Source organism: Hymenobacter sp. 15J16-1T3B (assembly GCF_020711235.1).
Classification (GTDB): Bacteria; Bacteroidota; Bacteroidia; order Cytophagales; family Hymenobacteraceae; genus Solirubrum.
In genome coordinates, this window is record NZ_JAJFAV010000007.1 from 45,707 (window position 1) to 68,963 (window position 23,257).

Below are 23,257 nucleotides of genomic sequence, written 5' to 3' on the forward strand. Positions count from 1 at the left end.
ACCGCTGCCGCGGAGCCGGCGTTAGGCAGCTGGCCGCACCCAGCGCATTTTGTAGTGCTCGATGCCGGCTTCGGTAAACTTCTCCCCCACCGTTTCGAACCCGTGGCGCAGGTAGAAGCGCACCGCTGCCAGCTGCGCGTGCAGGTACACCTCGGCCCCAGCATGCTCGGCGGCTACGTCGCGCAGCACGGCTTGCAGCAGGGCCGCGCCCACTTGCTGGTTGCGGAAGCCTTCGAGCACGGCGAAGCGCTCCAGCTTCACGCCGTTTTCCGTCACGCGCCAACGGGCGGCGCCGCAGGGTGTGCCGTCGGCGGTGCGGGCGAGGTAGTGGCGGGCGTCGGTCTGGTCGTGCTGGTCGTGCTCTTTTTCCGGGGGCACGCCCTGGCCTTGCACGAACACTTCGTGGCGGATGGCAAAGGCCGCGTCGAGGTCCGGCGAATCGGTAATGCGGTGAGCGGTGGTCATAAGCAGCAATAAAAAAACGGCGCGGCAGCAAAGCTACCGCGCCGCGTCATAATCGGCGTTGGCGCCACCGCTTACTCCTGCTCGTGGTTCACGGGCAGCTCGTCGGCGGGCAAGTCCTCGGCTTGGTGGTGCTCGGGGCGCTGGCCGGGCTGGTAGTAGCGGGCCGGGCGCACGGGCCGCTCCCGCTGGGCGCGCTCCTGGTCGGCGTCGTGCTTGTCGTAGGCCAGCACGATTTGCTTCACCAAGCGGTGGCGCACCACGTCCTCGGCCGACATTTCGACAAAGCCAATGCCGGGCACATCCTTCAGAATATCAAGCGCCTGAAACAGGCCAGACTTGATTTTCGTCGGCAAGTCCACCTGGCTCCGGTCGCCGTTGACCATCACCTTTGCGTTCGGCCCCATGCGGGTCAGAAACATCTTCAGCTGCGAGGGCGTGGTGTTCTGCGCCTCGTCGAGCAGCACGAAGGCGTGGTTCAGGGTGCGGCCGCGCATGTAAGCCAGCGGGGCTATTTCGATGGTCTTGTTCTCGAGGTAGAACTTGAACTTCTCCGGCGGCAGCATGTCCTCCAGCGCGTCGTAAATCGGGCGCAGGTAGGGGTCGACTTTCTCCTTCATGTCGCCGGGCAGGAAGCCCAGGCTTTCACCGGCTTCCACCACGGGGCGCGAAATGATGATTTTCTTGACCTCTTTGTTTTTGAGCGCGCGCACGGCCAGGGCCACCGAAATGTAGGTTTTGCCCGTACCGGCCGGCCCGAGGGCAAACACCAGGTCGTTTTTGTTGACGGCATCGACCAAGCGCTGCTGGTTGGCCGTTTTGGCCTTGATGACGCCACCCTTGGCCCCGAACAGAATCACGTCGGGCGACGAGGCCAGCTTGGCGTCCTGCAGCTCTTCGTCGGACGCCCCGATGTACTGGGTCACCGTTTTGTCGGTTACCTGCCCGTACTCGTGGTAGTGCTCGATCAAGGAGCTGAGAATGTCGTTGATGCGCTGGATGACGGCCGTCTGGCCCTGGATTTTGATTTCGTTGCCGCGCGAGATGATTTTGCTGCCGGGGAAGGCAGCAGCCAGCTGGCGGATGTTCTGGTTGTCGGGCCCCAAGAAGTCGACGAGCGACACATTCTCGAGCGTGATGACTTTTTCGACCAAACTAATGGAGAGAGTAAACGCCTAAGGCGCAGTGGTGGGAAGAAAAGAGCCCGTCAGGAAAAGCGGTCAGTCCGGGCCGAATGCCTACTTTTGCCGCCCCACGGGTGGGTAAAACAATAGTACGCATTCTTCTTAGAAACGGCGAATGGCGCTGATTACGTTCCTCTCGGACTTCGGCTACCGCGACCATTACGTGGCCGCGGTGAAGGCGCGGCTCTTGCGCCTGGCGCCGGCCGTGCCGGTGATGGACATCACTCACGCCATTGAGCCCTTCAACGTGGCCCAGGCCGTGCACGTGCTCGGGGCCGTGTTTGCCGATTTTCCGGAGGGCACGGTGCACCTTATCGGCGTCGACGACCACGGCGTGGGCCGCCGCGGCTGGCACGCGGCCTCCTGGCGCGGGCACTACTTCGTGGCGGCCGACAACGGCATCCTGACTCTGCTCACCGACGCGCGCCCCGACGACCTAGTGGTGCTGCCCACGCCCGCCGAGTGGCCCGCCTCCCCCACCCGCGACGTGCTGGCCCCCGCCGCCGCACACCTGGCCAAGGGCGGCAAGCTCACCGACCTGGGCCCGCTCAGCACCGAGCTCTACCAGCTCCTGAACCGCCAGCTGCGCCTGCAGGACCACCGCATCACCGGTCACGTGGTGCACGTGGACCACTACGGCAACCTCGTCACCAACATCACCCGCGAAGCCATTGAGGCCGTGGGCCACGGCCGGCCCTGCACCATTCACTTCGGCCGCGAAGCCGTGCGCGGCGTGGCCCGCCACTACCAAACCGCCGACCCCGGCGACGCCGTGTGCGTGTACAACAGCCAAGACCGGCTCTGCATCGGCGTCAACCAAGGCCACGCCTCCGAGCTGCTCGGCCTGCACTTCGATTCGCAGGTGGACGTGCGGTTTCCGCAAGAGTAAAATTTTGAATTTGTGAAGTTGCGAATACCCCGCCGCCTTCCCGGCGGCAGGGCCGATTACACATTTCGCTCTTCACAAATTCACCACTTCACAATTTCACCCTCGATGATTATTCGCATCGTGCGCATGACGTTTCGGCCGGAGGCCGTGGCGGCGTTTCTCGACGTGTTCCGGGCCTCGGAGGAACGCATCCGGCAGCAGCCGGGCTGCCGGCACATGGAGCTGTGGCAGGACGCCGACCAGCCGCACGTGTTCGGGACCTACAGCCACTGGGATTCGGCCGCCGACCTCGACGCCTACCGCCGCTCGGCCTTGTTCGGCGAGGTGTGGCCGGCTACCAAAAAGCTGTTTGCTGCCCCGCCGCTGGCGTTTTCGGTCAACCCGGTAACGGCCGACACGGCGCAGCTGCCGCCCGCCACCTCGGCCGCCGCCCCCGATTCGGTGCTCTGAGCCGCGGTAGCCCGGCGCCCCGCCTCGTCCGGCCGGGAGCTTTTCCCGTTGACGCTGTTGTACCCTTTCGCGGCCCGTTTGCGCCGCGCCTTTTCTGATGCAGCCCGATTACTTCGCTTTCTACGACTTGCCCGAGAGCTTTTTGCCCGACGAAAAAGCCCTTAAGGCCAAATACTACGCCCTCAGCCGGCAATACCACCCCGATTTTCACGCCACGGCCGCGCCTGCGGAGCAGCAGCGCGTGCTCGACCTCTCGACGCAGAACACCAACGCCTACCGCACCCTCGCCGATTTCGACCTGCGGCTGCAGTACATTTTGCAGCGGCACGGCCTGCTAGAAGAAGGCAAACAGGAGCTGCCCGCCGATTTTTTAATGGAGGTAATGGAGCTGAACGAGCAGCTCATGGAGCTGGAATTCGACTTCGATCCGGCGGTGGCCGCGCGCGTGCGCAGCGAAGTGGAGCGCCTTGACGCTGAGCTGGAAACGGAGGCGCGCCCGGTGCTCGAAGGCTACGCCGCCCTGCCCACCGAGCAGCGCCCGGCCGCCCTGCTGCAAGCCCGCACGTATTACCTGAAACGGCGTTACCTGTTGCGCATCCGCGAAAGTCTGGCTAAGTTTGCCTCCCGATCCTGAACAACGGTCCGCGTTGCTCATCATGCCCAGATGGCGGAATCGGTAGACGCGTTGGTCTCAAACACCAATACCGCAAGGTGTGCCGGTTCGACCCCGGCTCTGGGTACTTCAAAAGCCCCTCGGCAACGCTGCCGAGGGGCTTTTGTTTTTTGGTTCGATTGGACACTGGCGCTGTCCGCCTCGCGTCCCCACCTTACCACTGGATTGACAAGCGCCAATGTCCAATCGAACCAGGCAGCAAGCAACCGGCCTTTTGCCTGCTACCTTTGATTTTTACAAAGGCCCATCATGAGAAACGCCCCACCCGCCGAGTTGTACACGAAGTTTCCGCTGCCCGCGGGCCTGGCGCTGCCGCCGGACGTGCAGCGGTCCGTCGGGCACTTCAACGTGGTTGACATGGCGGATTTGATGACGGGCTACCGGGAGCGGCCGCCAATGGTGTTTGAGCGAAGGGCGTACTACAAAATCTGCCTGCTGCGCGGGCGCAGCCGGGTAGAGTACGCCGACCAGACGCTGGACATCGAGCAGCAGGCGCTGTTTTGGAACACGCCCCGCGTGCCCTACCGCTGGGTACCGCACGATTTGGCCCAGGCCGGGCACTTCTGCATCTTCACCGACGAGTTTCTGCTGCCCGTCAAAGGCGGCGCGGCGCTGCACGAGCTGCCCATCTTTCAGCCGGGGGTGCCGCCGGTGCTGCCCATTGGCGACGCGGATTATGCCGCGTTAGAAGCCATTTTCGAAAAGATGGCTCAGGAAATTGCCTCCGGGTACGCCTACAAGTACGAGCTGCTGCGGGCCTATTTGCTGGAGCTGATTTACCTGGTGCAAAAGCTGCAGCCGAGCCCCACGCCGGCCCCGCTGCCCAGCGCCGCGGCCCGGGTCACGGGCCTGTTTGCCGAGTTGCTGGAGCGGCAGTTTCTGCTGGCCAATCCGCAGCAGCCCCTGCTCCTGCGCACGGCCAAGGATTACGCCGACGCGCTGGCCGTGCACGTGAACCACCTCAACCGGGTGCTCAAGGACACCACCGGCCGCACCACCAGCACGCTCATTGGCGAGCGAATCACCCAAGAGGCCAAAATCCTGCTCAAGCAAACTACCTGGACGGTATCGGAAATAGCCGACAGCCTGGGCTTCGCCGACGTGGCGCACTTCTGCAACTTCTTCAAGCGCCAGACGGGTCTGGCGCCCGGGGCCTTCCGCAGCTAGCGCGTTGGTTTGAATTATTCAGCAGATGGTTTGTCCGGCGCAACCGCGCCGCGACGGGGCGGCCGCACCTTTGCCCCGGACCAATCATCTCCCCATCATGCGCATTTTCGTTACGGGCGCCACGGGCTTTGTGGGCTCGGCCGTCGTTCAGGAATTACTCGCCGCGGGGCACCAGGTGCTCGGGCTGGCCCGCTCGCAGCCCGCCGCGCAGGCCCTAACCGCCGCGGGCGCCCAGGTGCAGCCGGGCGCGCTCGACGACCTCGACAGCCTGCGCCGCGGCGCGGCGGCGGCCGACGGGGTCATCCACGCGGGCTTTGTGCACGACTTTGCCAACTTCGCGGCCGCCTGCCAAACCGACCGCCGCGCCATCGAGACCTTGGGCGCAGTACTGGCCGGCTCGGCCCGGCCGCTCATCGTCACGTCCGGGGTGGCGCACCTGGCCCAGGGCCGCGCCGCCACCGAGGCCGACGCGCCGGACCCCGCCAGCGGTTTTCCGCGCCGCTCGGAAGAAACCGCGCTGGCGCTGCCGGACGTGCACGCCTCGGTGGTGCGCCTGGCCCCGTCGGTGCACGGCCCCGATGACCACGGCTTCGTGCCCATGCTCATTGCCACGGCCCGCGAAAAGGGCGTGGTAGCTTACGTGGACGAGGGCCTCAACCGCTGGCCCGGCGTGCACCGCCTCGACGCGGCCCGGCTGTACCGGCTGGTGCTGGAGCGGGGCGAGGCCGGTGCGCGCTACCACGGCGTGGCGGAGGAAGGCATTGCCATGCGCGACATAGCGGCCGTCATCGGCCGGCACCTGGGCTTGCCGGTGGCGTCGGTACCGGCCGCAGAGGCCTCGGCACACTTTGGCTGGATGGCCGGCTTCGTCGGCCTCGACGCCCCCACCTCCAGCGCGCTGACCCAGCAGCAACTCGGGTGGCACCCGAGCCAGCCCGGGCTGCTGGCCGACCTCGACCAGGGACATTATTTCGGCAGCTAACCGCGCCGGGCGTAGGCGCCGGCCGCACTATGTTCGGCGGGCATACCTGTTGAAGGCGACTGGAGCCCGCCACTGGTTGGCGCCAGTCGCCTTTTGGCTCGGCGGCTTAACGCGCGGCGGGTTTCGCCCGTTTAGGGGCCTGCCGGGCTGCCGCCGGGTTTATTGTGCATGACGCCTTCTGCTTCTCCCCTGTTTTACACGCCCGCGGGCACCTTCATCGGCTGGCGCGACGGCGCGGTGGTGCGGGCCAGCGGCATCCGCTACGCCCGCGCCATGCGGTTTCAGCCGCCGGTAGACGAAGCCCCGGCACCGGAGCCGGTGCTGGCCACGGTGCCCGGGCCGGCCTGTCCGCAGGTGGTCGACGCCCTGCTGAGCCAGGCCCTGGGGCCGGCGCTGACCAACCTGACCTACGACGAGGACTGCTTGCGCCTCACGGTCACGGCCCCGGCCGACGCCGAGCCCGCGGCGCGCCTGCCCGTTATTGTCTGGATTCACGGCGGCTCCTACGTCAGCGGCGCGGGCGACCTGCCTTTTTACGACCCGGCCCGGCTGGTGGAGGAGCAGCGCGTGGTGGTGGTAGCCGTGACGTACCGGCTGGGGCTTTTCGGCTTTCTGGCCCGCCCCGAGGTGCCAGCCAACCTGGGCTTGCTCGACCTGCTCTCGGCCCTGCGCTGGGTGCAGCGCAACGTCGGCGGCTTCGGCGGCGACGCGCCCAACGTGACCCTGCTGGGCCACTCCTCCGGGGGCGACGCCGCCGCGCACCTCATCGTGGCCGAAGGCGCGGCAGGGCTGTTTCGGCGCGTGATTCTGCACAGCGCTCCGCTGGGGCTGGCCCCCAACCGCGGCCGCATGACCGCGGCCATGGCGCGGGCCGTCGGCGCCATTCCGCCCGCGGCCAGCCACGAGGAAGTGCTGGCGCGCGAAGCCCAGGCCTGGCGGGCGGCCCGCTGGCAGGGCCTGAAAAGCGGTATGCCGTTTGGCACCCAGTATGGGGCCTTTCCACTGCCCGCCGAAGCCGCCGCCGAACAGGCCTGGCGGGCCGCCGCGCCAACCGTAGATGTGCTCATCGGGGCCACCGCGGAAGAGTTGCGCTTTTTCGCCGTCATCGACCCCAAGTTCCGCTGGCTGGCCGGCGTGCCGCTGCTGGGCCCGGCCCTCACGCGCGGCTTGGTGGCGGCCGCCTCGCGGCGCATCTACGTGGCCCCCGCCGCGGCCTTTGCCCGCCGCCACGCCCGGGCCGGCGGGCGGGCCTACCTGTTTGAAGTGACGTTCCGGCCCCGGGGCAGCGTTTTTGGAGCCGCGCATACCATCGACTTGCCGCTGCTCTTCGGCACGCGCGACACTTGGGCGGCCGTGCCCCTGCTCGGCGACGCACCTTGGGAGGAAGTGGAAGAGGCCGGCCGCGAGGTGCGTCGCCTGTGGGCCGATTTTGCCCGCCACGGCGCGCTGCCCGCCGCCGCGGAAGTGCCGGGGGTGCTGCGCGTGCGCCGGATGTGAGCCGGCCCCCGCGGGCCCAGTAACGCCAAAAGCCCTGCGGTCCGCGGACCGCAGGGCTTTTGACAACGAATGGCAGCGGCTACTGCCCCTCCGGGAAATCCGCCGAGTCGCCGAGGCTGGCCACGCTTTCCAGCTCCTGCACCAGGGCCGCAAACTTCTCACGGGCGCCCTTCACCGCGGCTTTGCCCAGCGGCAGGTGCAGCGGCGGATTGTCTTGGCGCACGAGGTCGAACATGATCTGGGCGGCGCGCTGCGGGTCGCCGGGCTGGCGGCCGCTGTAGCCCTGTATACCGGCCAGGTTCTTGCCCACGGTTTCCTCGTAGTCGGGGATGCTGGTCGTCACCACGTTGGCCGAGCGGCCGGCCCAGTCGGTGCGGAAGCCACTGGGCTCGATGTTGGTGACCTTAATGCCGAGCGGGCCGACCTGCTGGGCCAGGCTCTCGCCGATGGCTTCGAGGGCAAACTTGCTGGCGTTGTACACGCCCACGCCGGGGAAGGTCTTCAGGCCGCCGATGCTGGTGATGTTGAGCACGTGGCCGCTGCGCCGCTCGCGCAGGTGGGGCAACACGGCCCGCAGCACCCGCAGGGGCCCGAATACGTTGACCTCGAACTGGCGCTGCACTTCCGCGTCGTCGATTTCCTCAATACTGCCCAAGGAGCCGTAGCCGGCGTTGTTGACGACCACGTCGATATGACCCAGGGCCTCGATGGCTGCGGCCACGGCCTGCTTCACTTGGGCTTCGTCGGTCACGTCGCAAACGACGCCGCGGCCGTTGGCGCCGGCTTTCTGGGTGAATTCATCGGCCTGGGCTTGCTGGCGAAAGGTGGCGGCCACTTTGTCGCCGTTTTGCAGAATCAGCTCGGCTAGCGCGGCGCCGAAGCCGGTGCTGACGCCGGTGATAAACCAGTGTTTGGGGGTTGCGGACATTAGCTCTGAATGGGAGTTGACGGAGTACCGGGCCGAACGGCCGCGGCGGGCTTGTTCAACTCGTGGGGCGGGGCGAAGGTTTTGGCCGGATCGGTTTTGATGCTACACAACGGCCCCGCCACCAGTCATGCTGAACGAAGGGAACGACCTTGCTCAATTCCGCACCGCTGCCTTTAACGTGCAGCCGCCGAAACAGAACCTCACGAATGACCGGGCATGGTCTTGAGTCCATACCCAAAGCGTTAGTAGCCACGCTTGGAACTTCGTGCAGCCTTGAGAAAAGTCCTTGATTCTCGCGTGATGCGCGATATGCTCAGGAGGACGAAGTGAGACAACTTCAAAAGCAAAAAGCCGCTACCGGAGCTCCGGTAGCGGCTTTTCATTCCGAGCAGCAAAGCCTACTGCTTCACCACGCGCAGGCTGAAGGTCTGACCCGCGGCCGTGCGCACGCGCAGCAGGTAGGTGCCGGCGGGCAGCGTGCTCATCTCCAGCGTGGCGGGCTGGGCGGCGTCGAAGCCGACGGTGCGCAGCTGCTGGCCGGTAGCGCCGTAAAGGATAGCGGTGGCCTGGCCGGCGGCACCCGTCAGGCTCACGCGCAGATGGTCGGTGGTCGGGTTCGGGTAGGCGCTCAGCGTCACGCTGGCGGTTTTGCCGAAGCTCACGGCGCGCACCTCGCTAAGCGTGGCGGTGCCGTCGAGGTCCACCTGGCGCAGGCGGTAGTAGAGCGTGGCGCCGAAGCGGGCCGCCTTCGCGTCGACGAAGCGGTAGGTGTGGGCCACGGTGCTGTTGACCAGCCCGGCCACTTCGCCCACTTTCTCGAAGCCGATGCCGTCGGCCGAACGCTCCACCTCGAAGCGGGCGTTGTCCTTCTCCTGGGCCGTGGTCCAGGTCAGCAGGGCGTCCTGCTGCTGGGCCTGGGCGTTGAAGTCGGCCAGCGTGACGGGCAGCGGGCCGAAGCCGATGGTGAAGGGCACCGCCTGGGTGTTGGTGCCGCCAAACTCATCAACCGTCGTAATCGTCACCGAGTACGAACCGGCGCGCCAGTTGAGCTTGGTGCGGTCGGCCACGGTGATGGCGCCGGTGCCCGGGTTCAGTGCCAGGCCCAAGGTGTTGAGCAGCGTGGTGCCGGCCGCGTCGGTCGTGGCCGCGCGGACGCCGCTGTCCGCCACGGTGGTTTGGCTGGTCGTGCCGCTGAAGCTGTACTCCCCGCCGTTGGCGTCGAAGGCGCTGGTAATCACGTCCCCGTTCTGGTAGGCCGTGGCCAGCGAGCCGCCTTTCAGCGGGGCTGCGGTGAACACCGAGTTGTTGTCGAAGCCCACCGGAATGGCGTAGAGCGCCGCGGCCGATTCCGCCCCGGCGTTGTCGACGGCGAGGAAGCTGAAGAAGGCGTTGCCCACGAAGCTGCTCACTGGGTCGAAGCGCAGGTTGCCGGCGGTGGCGGCGGGCAGCGTGAAGCGGCCGCTGCTGAGCGCGACGGGGGTGTAGGTCAGGCCGTCGGCCGAGTAGTAAAGCGTGCCTTGGGCGGCAGCGTCGGGCAGGCCGGTGAGGACGAAGGAGCTGATGGTGCCGTCGGCGTCGCGGCCGCTGAGCGGGCTTAGGGCCTGGGCCGTGGTGGCCGTGTTGCCGTCGGGGGCGGTCAGCTGGTTTTGCAGGGCGTTGGCCACGGGCGCCTGGTTGAGCAGGTTGGAGGTAAACGTCTGCGTGTCATCGGCCGTGTTCGACTGCGCCGTGGCGGTGGTCGTGGCGGCCGCCACCGTGAAGGTGGTCGACGGGGCCGGGAAGGTGATGACGTAGGCCAGAGAAGCATCCTGGCTGGCCGGCAGCGTCGTGGCCGCCGGGAAGGTCACCAGGCCCGAGGCGGCGTAGCTGCCGCCGCCCGAGATGCTCACCGTGGCCGGGTCGAGGCCAGCCGGAATCTGCACCGTCAGGCCCACGTTCTGGGCCGGCGAGGGGCCGTCGTTCAGGGCGCGCACCAGGTAGGTCACGGGCTGCCCGGCCAACACGGTGTTGGTCAGGGCCGTGCCCTGGCTGCGCACCACCGGCCGCACGTTGCTCACGGCGTTAACGCTCACGCTGGTCAGGGCCGTGTTGTTGGCAGGGGTGCCGTCGCTGCTGGCCGAGCCCACGCTGGCCAGGGCCGTCAGCGGGCCGGTGCCAGGCATGTTCAGGGTAATGGTGCTCGTCAGCGCGGCGCCGCCGGCCAGGCTGGCCGTGGCCGGGAAGGTCACCAAGCCGGTGGCCGCATCGTAGCTGCCACCGCCCGAAATGCTCAGGCTGCTGGCGCTCAGGCCGGCGGGCAAGGCCACCTGCTGCTGCACGGAGGTAGCCTCCGAAGCCGCGTTGTTGGTCGTGGTCAGGGTCAACGTCACCGGCTGGCCGGCCGTTTGCGCGGCCGCGTTGCTGGTTAGCGTCACGCTCAGGTCCACCGCCGAGGTGGTGGGGCGCTGCACGCTGGTCGTGGCCGTGCTGGTGTTGTTGGCCCGGTTCAGGTCGTTGGTGGCGGCGGTGGCGCTGGCCACGGCCGTGGCGCTGATGGCCGCCACGTCGGGCGCGGCGAAGGTAATGGTGCGCGTCACGGCGCCGGCGTAGCCCGCGGCTACTTCGGTGCGGGTCGGGAAAGTCACCACGCCGGTCGAGGCGCTGTAAGCCCCGCCGACGACGGCACCGGTTTCGTCGCGCACCACCACGCCCGCCAGGTCGGTGGGCAGCTGCACGGTCGTCGTCACGCTGGCGGCGGGCGACGGGCCGTTGTTCACGGTGCGCACGTTGTACACCACCGGGGTGCCGCTCACCACCACGGCCGGGCCGGCCACGGTCGTCACCACGTCGGAGGCGCGGGCGGTGGTCACGTTCAGGGTGCTGGTGTTGTTGCCGGTCACGTTGTCGGCGGTGCCGCTGGTCAGGTAGGCCAAGGGCGAAAACGAGTTGGCCGGGGCGTCAAACGACACGGTGTTCGTCACCGACTGGCCGGGGGCCAGGGCGGCAATAACCGGGTAGGTCAGCAGGGTCTGGTTGGGCTGCACGTCCACGGCGCCGGTGGTGCCGGCGGGCAGGTTGCTCGTGTAGCTCAGGCCGGTCACGGCCGGGGGCAGGCGCAGCACCTGCTGCACGTTGTAAGCCATGCCGCCGCCGTTGTTGGTGGTCGTCAGGGTGTAGGTCACGCGCTGCCCGGCCGTCACGCTTGTCGGGCCCACCAGGCTGGTGGCCACGTCGGCGTTGGGGTTGATGGCCACCAGCGTGGTAGCCGTGTTGTCGCCCATCACCGGGTCGGCGGTGGTGCTGCTCACGCCGGCGGCGGCCAGCAGCGGGCCGTAGGCCGGGGCAGCCAGCTGCACAGTGGTGGTTTGGGTGGCGCCGGCTGTCAGGCTAGCGGCGGGCCAGCTCACCACGCCGGTGGTGGCGCTGTAGCTGCCGCCGGCCGAAATGGTCAGGTTGGCGGGGTTCAGCCCGGCCGGCAACGTCAGCGTGCTCACCACGCCGGCCGACGTGCCCGGGCCCGCGTTGTAAGCAGCCACGGTCAGGGTAAGGGCCGCGCCCGGGGCCACGTTGCCCACGGCCGCGCCGCCGCTGGTAGCCGTGACCGACGCCAGCAGGTTGGCCGCCGTGCCCGAAGCTAGCTGCACGGTGGTCGAGGCCGTCGCCGAGTTGTTGCCGGTGTTCGTTTCGCCGCCGGCCGACGTGCTCACGCTGGCCGTGGCCACGAAGGTGGTGGCCGAGCCCGGGGCCGGCACCGTGACGGTGTTGGTTACCGATTGCCCGGTGGGCAGCAGGCTCAGGCCGGGGAAGGTTACCACCGTGGTGTTGGTGCCGGCGTTGTAGGCGTAGCTGCCGTTGTTCGACACGAACAGGCCCGTCAGGTTGCCGGGCAGGCTCACTGTCTGCGTCACGCCCGTGGCGGCCGAGGGGCCGGCGTTGCGCGTCACCACGGCGTAGGTCAGGGCCGTGCCCGCGGCGGCGTTGGTGGGGCCGCTGAGGGCCGTGGTCAGATCAAAGCCGGCGGCCACGTTCAGCGTGGCGCTGACGGTGTTGTTGCTGGTGGTCAGGTCGGGCGTGGTGGCCGAGACGCTGGCCGCGCCCGTCACCGGACCGCTGCCGGGCACCAGGAAGCTCACGCTGTTGGTCACCGTGCTGCCGCCAGCGAGGCTTGTCGTCGGAAAAGTCACCAGGCCGGTGGCGGTATCGTAGCTACCGCCGTTGGAGAAGGTCAGCGCCCCGCCGGTGCCCGGGCCGGTGAGGCCGGCGGGCAACTGCAGGGAGGGCGCCACGCCCGCCGCCGTAGCCGCGCCGGTGTTGGTCGTTACCAGGGTGAAGGTCACCGGCTGGCCGGCCGTTACCGTCGCGCCGCTGGTCGGGGCGGTCAGGCTCACGGCCAGGTCGGCGGTGGTCGGCAGCACGGTCACGGCAATGTTGGCCTGGTTGGTGGCCGCGCCGGCCGCGTCCAGCACCGTGTAGCTGGCCGTAGCCGTGCCCACGAAGCCCGAGGTCGGGGTGAAAACCACCGCACCGCTCACGACCGTGAAGGTACCGCCCGTCACGCTCAGGGCGGTTTGCTGGCCGGCTTGGTTGGGGTTCAGGTCGATGGAGCTCGTGTTAAAGGAATTTTCCGGGTCCACGTCGTTGGCCAGCACGTTAAGGGTGGTGCTGGCGCCGTTCATCGTGGCCGCATCGGCCACGGCCGTCGGCGCCAGGTTGCAGGTGCCGAAGTACACGTCGTCCACGGCCAGGTCGTTGCCGCCCAGGGCCGTGCTCACGTTACGAATTTCAAACGTGGCCGTCGTGCTCGTGCCCGAGTACCACACGTCGGAAAACTGCACCCACTGGTCGGGCGACTCGCCCAGGCTGATGGTGCCCGACACCGATTCGCCGTTGATGACGAAGCCCAGTTCGGGTACGCCGCTGCTGCTGCCGGGGGGCAGCAGGTTGTTGAACCAAGCCGAGAACGAGTAGTAGCGGCCCGGCACCACGGTTACCGTCTGCGAGTAGAGGGTGCGGATGGAAGCTGCCCCGTTTACCATCAGGAAGTTGTCGGTGGTGTTGCCGGTGTGGCCGGTGCCCCGGAAGCTCGGGTGAAAGGTCTGGGCGCTGCTGCCCACCGTGTAGGTGCCCTCGGGGTATAGGCCCGAGGCGCCGTCGCCCGTCACGTAGCCCGAGGTCACGTAGCGGTAGTTGGTGCTGAAGCCGGCGTTGCCGCTGGTGAAGGCCGGGTTCTGCAGCAGGTTCGAGCCGGTGGCCGAGGTGCAGGCCGTGTTCGTACTGAACACGCGCAGGCTCACCGTGGCCGCGCCCGAACACAGCGAAGGCGTGGCGTTGTCGCAGGCCGAATAGGTGAAGCTGTCGGGACCGGTGTAGCCGGTGGCCGGGGTGTAGGTGTACGTGCCGTTGGCGTTGAGCACCAGCGTGCCGTGGGCCGGGGCCGAGCCCAGGGTCACGGTGAACAGGTTCTGCTCCTGGTCGGAGTCATTGAGCACCACGTTGCCGCTCACGGCCGTGTTCAGCGGCACGTCGCGCGAGTCGTTTACGGCCACCGGCGGGCGGTTCACCACGTTGATGGTGTAGGTAGCGGCCGCCACCGAGCGCATGCCCTGGTCGTCGAGGGCGTAGTAGGTGAAGCTGGTCGTGCCGACGTAGCCCGCGTTGGGCGTAAACGAGAGGCTGCCCGCGCTGGCGGCCGGAATGAGCTGGTCTACGGTCACGGCCGCGCCGTTCAGGGCCAGCGTGCCGTTGGCCGGCAGCGTGGCAATGCGGAAGCTGACTACGCTGCCGCCCGCGTCGGGGTCGGTGCCGCTCAGGGACGCGCTCAGGGCGTAGCCCGTTACGGGCAGGGTACCGGTGACGTTGGCGGCCACCGGGGGCAGGTTGCCGGGGCCGGCGCACAGGGCCGAGTTGGGCACGACCGTCTTGGAGATGCCCGCCGCCGAGCTGGCGTAGGAGAAGGTCAGGGCGTTGTCGGTGGCACCTTCGCCGTAGAAAATCAGCAAGTGGTGCAGGCCGGCCGTGAGGTACACGGTGCCGCTGCGCTCCTGCAGGCTGTGGCCGCCGCCGTTGTTCACGGTAGCCGAGGCCACCGTGGGCGTACTAGCAAGCGCCGCCGCGTCGAGCCAGAGGTAGGAGGCGTCGTCGGAGTTCAGGTAGAAGGTGTAGTTGCCGTCGGCGGGCACGTACAGGCTGCCGCGGAAGCGGGCGCTGTAGTAGTCGGAGTTGGTGCTGGAGCCCGTGCCGGCGCCGGCCGCTACCAGGTTGCCCCAGCTGGCGTTGGTGGCAAACTCCAGCTGCGCGTCGTTGCGGCGCAGCGCGGGTGTGCGGCTGGCGAAGTAACCCATGTCATCGGCGAAATACCCGTTGTAGTACTCCGCCGTCAGGCCGCTGCGCGCGGTGCCGTCGAGGTACGAGCTGCCGCAGCCCGTCGGCCCGGCCACGGCCTGAATCGGAATGGTGAAGGTGGCCGCGTTCGAAGCCAGCCCCGCGTCGTCGGTGGCCGTGTAGGTAAAGGTGACGTTGCCGCCCGAGAAGGTAGGTGCCGGGTCGAAGCGCAGCGAGGCTGCTTGGGCCGCCGTCAGCTGCGTGGCGGCGGTTACTTCGATATAGCGGTTCGGGTTGAGAAGCACCGGCGAGTTGTAGTAGAGCACGCCCTCGTTGCCGGCCGGCAACTGCGTCACGGTGTAGTACCCAATGGGGCCGTCGGCCGCGGCGCTGAGCCCGCTGATGCCGGTTTGGCCGGCCGCGCTGGACAAGCTGGCCGCGTTGGTCACGTTGGCCGCCACCGGGGCCTTGCGGCACCAGGTCAGTTGCTCAATGCCCACGGCCTGGTTGCCGGGCACGCCGTTGTAGGTGTTGCGGTAGGTGATGGTGATGCTGGTCACGGCGCTGCCGTAGGTGGCCGTCACCGTCCCGTCGGAGGTGTTGTTCACGTCAGCCGTACCCGTGGCGGTGGCCGTGGCAGCGGTGAGTGCCGGTGAGTTGGCGTTGTTATTGACTTTGGCCAGCGTGGGCAGCACGGCCGAGCCGTTGTTGCTGCCGGCAAAGGTCACCTCATCGGTAAAGGTTGCGCCTTTGTCGATGTCCTGAATGCGGATGGTCAGCCCCGATACCGGCCGGTTAAAGGCAAACGTGACGGTGGAATACCGGTCCGCCAAGGCCGTTGCGTTGGCGTACACGTTCTGCCAATACAGCGTAGTGGCGCTGTTCAGGGCCTGCGTGGCTAGCACGGCCGTGTTACCGGCGGCAGCGGCGGCGGAGTAGTAGCCTTGGCTGCTGATGGTGGTCAGCGTGGCGCCCGTGGGCACGGCCACGGCGCTGCGGCTTTGCCAATCGCCGCTGTAGTCGCCGTTGCTGAACGCCAGTGTCGTGGTGGCGGCGGCAGAGCATTGCGCTTCAGCCCGGTTGGCAAGGCCCAACGAAACGAGGACGCCCAGCAGCATCCCCAAGCGTAAGGTTCTTCGCATATGGTATAAGTGAAGTGGTTCAAGCTTGGCTTGCCGCCGACTAAGGCGCAGAAAGCCAGCTCCAAATTTACTTCACACAAATACAAAAAGTCCTATTTGCTTTTGCAGACAACCACGATCAATCTGTTAAAACAATATTAAATTTAACCTTGTCAATTAACCCAATTGAACTTATTTAGGAATATTCCCAAACGTAGAATCCTTCCCATTATTGGAGCACGCTTATCAATTATATCCTATCAACCCATAATCAAGATTTTGCCTGCACGGTAAGCTGGACGGTTATCAGCCGCGTTGTTTTTTTGGGAAAAGCCGAAAAATGTCCGCGTGCGCCCTGGCAGCCTCTCTTTGCCAACAGCCCCTGGTCTCCGTTGCCAGGTCCGGGTCAGCGCTGGCATAAGCGGAGCGCTGCAACGCCCCAACTGCTCCGCGGCCGCCAGTGTTGTTCCAACGTATGCTTCCTGGTCGACCGGCTTCGGCATCCTGCTCCCTTCAACAGCTGACTAGTTTCTCGGCCATGGCTGCTGCCGCCCAATACCGTTACCTCGGCGACCGGCTCTGCCGGCTAAGTGGCTCCCCGCTTGCTGGGCAGCTCTGTCGGGCCGTGCTCGACGCGCGCGGGCGCTGCATTCGTGGCCGCAACGGTTCCATGCTGGTCGAATTCGCTTCCGGCCGGGCGGTGGTAATGGCCCGGCAGCTGCGCAAGCTGCCGCCCGAGTCCGCCGCGGCGGCAGCTCATACCCTCAACTCGACTTCCACGGCCGTAGAGCCGCCCGCGTCGTCGTCGGTCACGAGCAGCAGTTCGTAACGACCGGGCCCAAGGCGCCGGCGTACCGCCACGCCCTCTACTTTGCCCCGGTAGGGCTGGCCATCGGGGCGCTGCAGCCGCGCCAGCGCCACAGGCAGGGGGCGGGCGCTGCGCGGCTGGGCATCGAGCACCCCCACAAACGAGCCCAGTACCGCCCCGTCGGCCACCGGGTCGGTCGTGTCTTCCACCGACGCGGTGACGAATAGCTGCCCCTCGAAGCCCACGGCCCCCGACAGCCCGGCGGGCTTGCCGTCGATGTGGGGCAGGGCGTACTCTTGCACCCCAATGGCCGGGGCCCGCACGGTGCGGTGTCGGATGAAATCAAGAGTAGACGCAAGGGGGCAGTGAAATACCAAGTTGCCGGTGGCCATGCCCACACTGCGCTGCATCAGCAGCAGGCTGTCGGCAGTGGAAGCCGCGGCCTCCAAGTTCAGGGTCAGCCCGGCCGGCAGCTTGGCCCGCAGCAGCTGGTAAAGCGGCGTGAGCGACAACGGGTACACGCTGGCGGTGGCCGGCGCCGGCCCACTCAGCGTCACCCAGTAGCCCACTTCCCGGGCCGCGGTGGCCCCGGAGCCCAGCGCCAGCAGCGCCGTACCGCCGTCGGGTGCGGGCACGGCCGTCAGGCATTCCAGGTCGGGCTTGAGGCCTTTCGGAATGCGCCCCGCGCTGAAGTGCGCCGTTTCAAACAAGGTTACCGGCTGCCCCGCCGTCAGTTCCCGCGCGTCGAAGCAGTACAGCAGCGGCGCATCATCGCCAATGATGTACACCATCTCGCCCACCACTTCCACGCCCGAGGCGGAGGGCAGGTTGGGCAGCTGAATCTCGCGCAGGATGGTGGCTTGCATAAGCGGGGTCAGTTGTCGGTTGTGAGAAGCTACGCCAATGCCGAGGCATTGGGTTATCATACTGGTTTTGCTTGGCCCCAACGGCCTCGTACCGCCCACGCGCCGCCCGGCCTACTGCTTGGTGATGGTAAACTCCACGCGGCGGTTCAGGCGGCGGGTTTCCTCCCGCTCGTTGCTGGCGCGGGGCTTGCTGCCGCCGTACCCGATGGTGGTGATGCGCTCCTCCCCCACCCCGCGGCTCACGAGGTAGCGCTTCACCTCGGCCACGCGCTGCTCGCTGAGCACTTTGTTTTTCTCCGCGTCGCCTTGGTTGTCGGTGTGGCCCTCCAGCCGGATCTGCACCGAGGGGTTGTCGAGTAGGGTGCGCGAGAGGTGGTTTAGCTCGTTGTAGGAGCCCGCCAGCAAGCTGGCTTTGCCCTGGGCGAAGATGATGGTGGGCAGTTCCAGTTTGGCTCCCACGGCCGCGGGCACCACCAGCAAATCGATGGTGCGCTGCCCGGTTATCAGCACCGTGTCGGTGGCGGTGAGGAAGCCGCCGGCGGTGGCGGCGAGGCGGTAGCGGCCCGCCGGCAGGCTGAACTGAAAATTGCCGCCCGCCGCGTCGGTGCGGCCCGCGGCATTAAACACTATGTCGCCGCCAAGGCGGTCGGCTTTTACCTCGGCCACCACGGGCTTGCGGGTACGCGCATCGAGCACGCGGCCCGTCACCAGCCCGCGCGCGGGCTCGGCGCGGGTAGCCACGGGCACCGGTTCGGGTTTGGCCGTATCGGCGGGCGGGGTCAGCCCGGCGGCAGCCCGCACAATATCGGCCGGGCCGTTGGCGGTGCGCGACATGGCCCAGTACGCCGACTTGCCGTCGGGTCCGAGCAGGAAGTAGGCGTCGAAACCGGCGCTGTTCACGCTGGGGCCCAGGTTGCGCGGCTCGCTCCAGCGCGTCCACGTCTCGTCCTGCCGCTCTGTCACGAACACGTCGGCGCTGCCGTAGCCGGCGTGCCCGTACGAGGCGAAGTAGAGGGTTTTGCCGTCGGGCGCCAGCCAGGGCGCAAAGTCGAAGCCGGGCGAGTTGACCACCGGCCCCAGGCTGCGCGGCTCGCTCCAGCCCCCGCCTCCGTCGGGCAAGCTCACGTAGAGGTCATTGCCGCCTTGCCCGTCGGCGCGCTCCAAGCTCATCAGCAGTACTTTCTCGTCGGCGGGTTGAAAGAAGGTGGTCGACGTGCCGGTGGAGTAGTAGTTGCTGATTTCCAGCGACTCTATCTTGCCCCAGCTGTTGCCCACGCGCCGCGCCCTCGACACGCCTTCGTCGCGCGAGCCGCCGTCGCGCGGCTCGTACCAGCCGCGCACCAGCAGGGCGTTGCCACCGGCCAGCACGGCCTGCACGCCGTTGTGCTGCGGAGTACTCAGCGCGTCGAGGCGGGTGGCCGAGCTCCAGGTCTGGCCGCCGTCGGTGGTCTGGCTGGTCCAGATGTCGCCCGATTCGGCTACGCCCTCCTTGTTGCCGGCGTAGCGGGTGCGCACAAAGAACAAGGTGTTGCCGTCGGGCGTGAGCACCGGGTGCAACTCGTTGGCCGGCGTGTTGATGGCCGCGCCGAGCGGGCTGGGCTTGCCGAAGGTGGGCGCGCTGGCTGCCACCCGCAGGCGCAGCGGAAACAGCCGCCACTGCTGCGTGGCGCGGTTTTGGTAGCGCTGCAGCACCACGGCCGTGCCGTTGGCTTTATCGGAGTTGGCCACCGCCAAGCACATCGCGTCGTTGCCACGGCTCACGAGTTGGGCACTCCCGATGGGCCCGGCCGCCACCAGCTTCCACTGCTGAAACAGCCCGCCCGAATACGGCCGTTGCGTCACGGCGGCGTTGTCGGCGGGCCCGTCGGCCGTCAGGCACTTGCCGCTGTGGCGCACCTCGATGCGAAACCACTCGCTGCCGCTGCTGACGGGCACAAACCGCCACTGCTGGCTGGGGGCCTGGGTAAACTCCCACTGCACCACGGCGGCCCCGGCTTCGGCCGCTGCGCCGCGCACTTCTAGGGCCCGGCCGCTGCCCCGGGCTACCACGCCGTACCACGTACCGGCCTCCGGGGTGCTCTGGGCCACGGCCCGGGGCGGGCCCATCAGCGCGAGTATCCAACATAATCCAGCCACGCAACGCAACAGCACCGGGGAAGTAGGCATGAGTAAGCACACTAGTTCTGGTGCGCAAGTTAGCCTAAATACCCCCCGGCACGCCGCCGCCCGGCTTGCAGCAAGCAAACCGGGCGGCCAAAGCGGGTCGGAAAGACGGAGTCAGCGGCAGTGGCGGGGCTTAACTCGCGTTGCTGATGTACTTGAAGCGGACGAACCGCTCGTTTTCATAGATAGCTGTGAAATGGCCGCCGTCGGTGGAACTGCTGCGCCGCGGTTCCTGCGCGGTGCGGGCGGGGGTGCTGGCGTCGGTGGTCGGCACGGCCGGGTACGCACCGGGAATCACGCCGGGTACGTGGCAGATGAACGAAAGTATCTTTGAAGCCATGATGCAGACAGGTGAAATGAGGTGGAAAATGAAGCAAAGGACGGGTTAACCTGAAAAGCGCGCTGTTCAATATGAAGTAAGCTTCATTTTATTGAACGATGCTAAGATAAAAGAATATTTAGCAAAAACGATATCCGTACTAACCCGTATTTTACCCTACGGGCTACCCCTGATTCCGCGCTGGTAATCAAGCTGCTAAGCCAGCAATTTTCCCGTGTTGCGCCTTGCTAAGCCCCTTTTTCTCAACGTCACCATCCCCCACACGCGACGACGCCCGGCCTTGGGTAAGGCCGGGCGTCGTCGCGGGGGTAGCACAACCGCCGGAGTTTAATCTATCAGTTTGTGGCGCAGCGCGTACTGAATCAGGCCTACCACCGATTTAGAGTTGGTCTTGGTCAACAGGTTTTTGCGGTGCGATTCGACCGTCCGCTCGCTGATGAATAGCTTTTTGGCAATAAGCGAGTTGGGCAGCTCGTCGGCAATCAACTCCAAAACCTCTTTTTCGCGGGCCGTGAGTTCTACCGGCCGCTCCTCGCGTACCGGGGCCGGGGCGTTGGGCCGCGGAATGTTTTGCAACAGGGTGTCGCCGACTTCCTGGCTGAAGAAGCGGTTGCCGGCCGCTACTCGGCGGATAGCGTCAATCAGCTCCTTTTTGCTGGTGTTTTTTAGCAAGTAACCTGCCCCGCCCGCGTCCAGCACATCGGTCACAGAGCTGTAGTCAAAATACACCGACAACGCCAGGGCCCGTACGGCCGGGTATTGCTGCTGCATTAGCCGAATCAGGTCGACGCCGCCCATGCCGGGCATGTTCAAGTCCACGATGGCAATACGCACGGCCGGCTGCTCCTGCAGCCGCTGCAAAGCCTCGTAGCCGCTGCTGGCGGTGGCTACCACGTGCAGGTCGTCCACATCCTTCAGCAAGGAGCTGATGCCCTCGATAACCAACGGATGATCATCGACCAGCAATACCTGAATGACTTCGTGGAAAGGTTCGTCCATACAATCAATTTACTGCGTCGATAAACTTAGGAAAGGCGCCCGTTGGCCCAGGCTAGTTGCCAAATGGCCCTCTTACCAACGGCCAAGGGCCTAATACATTGCGTGCAAAGCCGCAGAGAAAACCGATAAAAGCCCGCAAAAATCAAGCAAAACACTGCAAAATAAGTATGAAAGCAGCTGTTTTGCTACGCATCTGTCCAGTTGGTGAGCGGTACCGCCTTCATCGTCAGCGCAATAAGGCACTAAATTGACCTATCCGATGATGAAGCCGTACAACTTCCAAGTCACTAAGCACCGACCCACCTTATGCGCAAAGGCACTGCGGTTTCCTGGAAGTACGGTACTGGCCGGGCCACCGGCAAGATTGAGCAGACGTTCAAAGAGTCGGTAACGCGGCAACTCAAAGGCGTGTCCGTCACCCGCCACGGCAGCGCCGACAACCCGGCATTCCTCATCGTGCAAGCCAACGGCGAGCGGGTGCTCAAACTCAAAAGTGAGTTGCAGCTTGCCGCTTGAGCGCCAGCCCGGGCAGACAGCGGGCTAATTAAGACATTGCGGAAGGCGGGGCCGGACAATTTCACCGGCTTCAGGAGCCCGCGCACACAGCGGAAGTTGCATAGCCGTACCAATATATAATTCAACAGAAAAGCCCCGCCGAGTGCTTCGGCGGGGCTTTGTGCGGTCGGTGGTACGTCCAGCCGTTACTTCTGTTCGATGAAGGCTTGCTCCTCCAGCTCCGTGGGCACCACCACGATGCCTTGCTGCAGCTTGGAGTTGTGCCGGCCGTAGACGAAGTACACGATAAAGCCAATCAGCATCCAGCCCAGGGCCAGTTTCAGCGTCATGGCGTCGAGGGCCAGAATCATCGCGAGGCAAATCAGGGCGCCCAGGATGGGAACCAGCGGGAACGACGCCGAGGACAGGGGCGAGCGGAACGGACGCGGCTGCTCCGGGTCGGTGCGGCGCATGATCCACACGCCGATGGACACGAGCACGAAGGCCAGCAGCGTGCCGAAGGAGGTCAGGTCGCCGGCCAGGGAGCCGGGCACGAAGGCGGCGAAGGCGCCCACGAACACCAGCAGCACCAGGTTCGACTTGTAGGGCGTGTGGAACTTGGGGTGCAGTTCCGAGAAGGCCTTGGGCATCAGGCCGTCCTTGGCCATGGAGAAGAACACGCGGCTCTGGCCCATGAGCATCACCAGGATAACCGAGGAGAAACCGGCCAGAATGGCCACCACCACGGCCGTCGACAGCCACTCGTAGCCGGGCATGTGCTCCTTGATGGCGTAAGCCACAGAGGCTTCGCCGCCCTTGGCCGGGTCGGCAAACTCGCGCCAGTTGGCCACGCCCGTCAGCACGTGGCCGAACAGGATGTAGAGGACGGTGCACACGGCCAGGGAGCCGAGGATGCCGATGGGCATGTCGCGCTTGGGATTTTTGGCCTCCTGCGCGGCCGTCGACACGGCGTCGAAGCCGATGAAGGCGAAGAACACGATGGCCGCCCCGCCTAGGATGCCGCCCCAGCCGTGCTTGTTCCACTCGGTGTATTCGCGCACGATCTTACCGCCGCTCACCACGGGCTCGGCGTTTTCCGGAATCAGGTAGGGCGTGTGGTTGGCGGGGTTGATGAACTGCCAGCCCACGGCGATGAACACCAGCACGATGGCCACTTTCACCACCACGATGATGGAGTTGAACGTGGCCGATTCCTGGGTACCTTTGATCAGCAACAGGCTCAGGGCCACGATGATGAACAGGGCCGGCAGGTTCAGCAGGCCGGTGTGCGATACGCCGTTGATGACGGCGCTTTCCAGCGGGGAGTGGGACCACTCGTAGGGTATACTCGTCCCGAACACCGCCAAGAGCTTGTTCAGGTACTCACTCCAGGCAATGCTCACGGTGGCCGCGCCCAGGGCGTATTCCATGATCAGGGCCCAGCCAATCACCCAAGCGACAAACTCGCCCATGGTGGTGTAGGCGTAGGTGTAGGCCGAGCCGGCAATGGGAATCATGGCGGCGAATTCGGCGTAGCAGAGGCCGGCGAAAGCGCAGCCGATGGCGGCCACGATGAAGGCCAGCGTCACGCCCGGGCCCGAAGCCTGGGCCGCCGCGGCGGCCGTGCGCACGAACAGGCCGGCGCCGATGATGGCCCCGACGCCGAGGGCGACGAGGCTCGCCGCGCCCAGGGTACGCTTAAGCGCGCCTTCGCCCGAGGCGTTGGCTTCGCCGAGCAGCACGGCCAGCGGTTTTTTGGCGAAAATGTTTGCCATTAGATGATTGGGATGGGGAGAATTTTTAGAGAGAAGGTGGTCGTGGCAAGGCCCCAAGTGCGGCACACCGACACGCCGGGGCCCGAATATAGGCAGAATCCGGCGTCCGCGGGTGTTGGCCCGGAAGTTGTCTTGGGCCCCGCGGGCCGGTTAAACCT

The 23,257-nt window shown here is 66.3% G+C and carries 16 protein-coding genes and 1 tRNA gene; 8 read left to right on the plus strand and 9 right to left on the minus strand.

Annotated elements, in window-relative coordinates:
• Window positions 1-21 precede the first annotated feature (21 nt).
• Together LJ737_RS13195 and LJ737_RS13200 are read right to left on the minus strand one after the other, a co-directional pair.
• Window positions 22-465, minus strand: coding sequence for a GNAT family N-acetyltransferase (locus LJ737_RS13195; protein ID WP_227766417.1), 444 nt, complete (start codon window positions 463-465; stop codon window positions 22-24).
• Between the two features lie 71 nt (window positions 466-536).
• Window positions 537-1,616, minus strand: coding sequence for a PhoH family protein (locus LJ737_RS13200; protein ID WP_227766419.1), 1,080 nt, complete (start codon window positions 1,614-1,616; stop codon window positions 537-539).
• A 145-nt stretch (window positions 1,617-1,761) separates the two neighbouring features.
• Here LJ737_RS13200 and LJ737_RS13205 point away from each other — a divergent pair, with 145 nt between their 5' ends.
• The 7 genes from LJ737_RS13205 (at window position 1,762) to LJ737_RS13235 (ending at window position 7,304) form a co-directional block, all read left to right on the plus strand.
• A complete protein-coding gene (locus LJ737_RS13205; protein ID WP_227766421.1) occupies window positions 1,762-2,535 on the plus strand; it encodes an SAM hydrolase/SAM-dependent halogenase family protein in 774 nt (257 codons plus the stop codon).
• Between the two features lie 105 nt (window positions 2,536-2,640).
• The gene (locus LJ737_RS13210) at window positions 2,641-2,985 is read left to right on the plus strand and encodes a putative quinol monooxygenase (RefSeq protein ID WP_227766423.1); all 345 of its coding nucleotides are present in this window, start codon (window positions 2,641-2,643) and stop codon (window positions 2,983-2,985) included.
• A 97-nt stretch (window positions 2,986-3,082) separates the two neighbouring features.
• Window positions 3,083-3,619, plus strand: coding sequence for an iron-sulfur cluster co-chaperone HscB C-terminal domain-containing protein (locus LJ737_RS13215; protein WP_227766425.1), 537 nt, complete (start codon window positions 3,083-3,085; stop codon window positions 3,617-3,619).
• Between the two features lie 24 nt (window positions 3,620-3,643).
• Window positions 3,644-3,725: transfer RNA gene (locus LJ737_RS13220), tRNA-Leu, on the plus strand.
• A gap of 182 nt (window positions 3,726-3,907) precedes the next feature.
• Window positions 3,908-4,825 (plus strand): helix-turn-helix domain-containing protein, encoded by a 918-nt coding sequence (locus LJ737_RS13225; protein ID WP_227766427.1) that lies wholly within the window; start codon window positions 3,908-3,910, stop codon window positions 4,823-4,825.
• 97 nt (window positions 4,826-4,922) lie between these two features.
• Window positions 4,923-5,807, plus strand: a complete 885-nt coding sequence (locus tag LJ737_RS13230) for an SDR family oxidoreductase (RefSeq protein WP_227766429.1) — start codon at window positions 4,923-4,925, stop codon at window positions 5,805-5,807.
• 168 nt (window positions 5,808-5,975) lie between these two features.
• Window positions 5,976-7,304 (plus strand): carboxylesterase family protein, encoded by a 1,329-nt coding sequence (locus LJ737_RS13235; protein ID WP_227766431.1) that lies wholly within the window; start codon window positions 5,976-5,978, stop codon window positions 7,302-7,304.
• A gap of 79 nt (window positions 7,305-7,383) precedes the next feature.
• On the opposite strand, the gene LJ737_RS13240 is transcribed toward LJ737_RS13235, so the two are convergent.
• The 6 genes from LJ737_RS13240 to LJ737_RS13265 form a co-directional block, all read right to left on the minus strand.
• Window positions 7,384-8,232: an oxidoreductase gene (locus tag LJ737_RS13240; RefSeq protein WP_227766433.1), complete on the minus strand. Its 849-nt coding sequence runs from the start codon at window positions 8,230-8,232 to the stop codon at window positions 7,384-7,386.
• Window positions 8,233-8,630: 398 nt separating this feature from the next.
• Window positions 8,631-15,674 carry an Ig-like domain-containing protein gene (locus LJ737_RS13245; protein ID WP_227766435.1) on the minus strand — a complete coding sequence of 2,348 codons (7,044 nt, stop codon included), beginning with the start codon at window positions 15,672-15,674 and terminating at the stop codon, window positions 8,631-8,633.
• 735 nt (window positions 15,675-16,409) lie between these two features.
• The gene (locus LJ737_RS13250) at window positions 16,410-17,327 is read right to left on the minus strand and encodes a DUF6929 family protein (protein ID WP_227766437.1); all 918 of its coding nucleotides are present in this window, start codon (window positions 17,325-17,327) and stop codon (window positions 16,410-16,412) included.
• Between the two features lie 111 nt (window positions 17,328-17,438).
• Window positions 17,439-19,493, minus strand: coding sequence for an RICIN domain-containing protein (locus LJ737_RS13255; RefSeq protein ID WP_227766440.1), 2,055 nt, complete (start codon window positions 19,491-19,493; stop codon window positions 17,439-17,441).
• A 130-nt stretch (window positions 19,494-19,623) separates the two neighbouring features.
• Entirely contained in the window at window positions 19,624-19,830 is a 207-nt protein-coding gene (locus tag LJ737_RS13260) for a putative molybdenum carrier protein (protein ID WP_227766442.1), read from the minus strand.
• 327 nt (window positions 19,831-20,157) lie between these two features.
• Entirely contained in the window at window positions 20,158-20,829 is a 672-nt protein-coding gene (locus LJ737_RS13265) for a response regulator (RefSeq protein WP_227766444.1), read from the minus strand.
• Between the two features lie 306 nt (window positions 20,830-21,135).
• Between LJ737_RS13265 and LJ737_RS13270 the strand changes: the two genes are divergently transcribed.
• Window positions 21,136-21,345: a hypervirulence associated TUDOR domain-containing protein gene (locus LJ737_RS13270; protein WP_227766447.1), complete on the plus strand. Its 210-nt coding sequence runs from the start codon at window positions 21,136-21,138 to the stop codon at window positions 21,343-21,345.
• 185 nt (window positions 21,346-21,530) lie between these two features.
• Here LJ737_RS13270 and LJ737_RS13275 read toward each other — a convergent pair whose 3' ends face one another.
• Window positions 21,531-23,099: an APC family permease gene (locus LJ737_RS13275; RefSeq protein ID WP_227766449.1), complete on the minus strand. Its 1,569-nt coding sequence runs from the start codon at window positions 23,097-23,099 to the stop codon at window positions 21,531-21,533.
• Window positions 23,100-23,257: the final 158 nt, after the last annotated feature.

Bases quoted from the DNA above. Each gene is read 5' to 3' on its own strand.
- LJ737_RS13255 (WP_227766440.1), bottom strand. From the start codon at position 19,493: ATGCCTACTTCCCCGGTGCTGTTGCGTTGCGTGGCTGGATTATGTTGG.
- LJ737_RS13235 (WP_227766431.1), top strand. From the start codon at position 5,976: ATGACGCCTTCTGCTTCTCCCCTGTTTTACACGCCCGCGGGCACCTTC.
- LJ737_RS13260 (WP_227766442.1), bottom strand. From the start codon at position 19,830: ATGGCTTCAAAGATACTTTCGTTCATCTGCCACGTACCCGGCGTGATT.
- LJ737_RS13275 (WP_227766449.1), bottom strand. From the start codon at position 23,099: ATGGCAAACATTTTCGCCAAAAAACCGCTGGCCGTGCTGCTCGGCGAA.
- LJ737_RS13215 (WP_227766425.1), top strand. From the start codon at position 3,083: ATGCAGCCCGATTACTTCGCTTTCTACGACTTGCCCGAGAGCTTTTTG.
- LJ737_RS13225 (WP_227766427.1), top strand. From the start codon at position 3,908: ATGAGAAACGCCCCACCCGCCGAGTTGTACACGAAGTTTCCGCTGCCC.
- LJ737_RS13250 (WP_227766437.1), bottom strand. From the start codon at position 17,327: ATGCAAGCCACCATCCTGCGCGAGATTCAGCTGCCCAACCTGCCCTCC.
- LJ737_RS13240 (WP_227766433.1), bottom strand. From the start codon at position 8,232: ATGTCCGCAACCCCCAAACACTGGTTTATCACCGGCGTCAGCACCGGC.
- LJ737_RS13270 (WP_227766447.1), top strand. From the start codon at position 21,136: ATGCGCAAAGGCACTGCGGTTTCCTGGAAGTACGGTACTGGCCGGGCC.
- LJ737_RS13205 (WP_227766421.1), top strand. From the start codon at position 1,762: ATGGCGCTGATTACGTTCCTCTCGGACTTCGGCTACCGCGACCATTAC.
- LJ737_RS13265 (WP_227766444.1), bottom strand. From the start codon at position 20,829: ATGGACGAACCTTTCCACGAAGTCATTCAGGTATTGCTGGTCGATGAT.
- LJ737_RS13210 (WP_227766423.1), top strand. From the start codon at position 2,641: ATGATTATTCGCATCGTGCGCATGACGTTTCGGCCGGAGGCCGTGGCG.
- LJ737_RS13195 (WP_227766417.1), bottom strand. From the start codon at position 465: ATGACCACCGCTCACCGCATTACCGATTCGCCGGACCTCGACGCGGCC.
- LJ737_RS13230 (WP_227766429.1), top strand. From the start codon at position 4,923: ATGCGCATTTTCGTTACGGGCGCCACGGGCTTTGTGGGCTCGGCCGTC.
- LJ737_RS13245 (WP_227766435.1), bottom strand. From the start codon at position 15,674: ATGCGAAGAACCTTACGCTTGGGGATGCTGCTGGGCGTCCTCGTTTCG.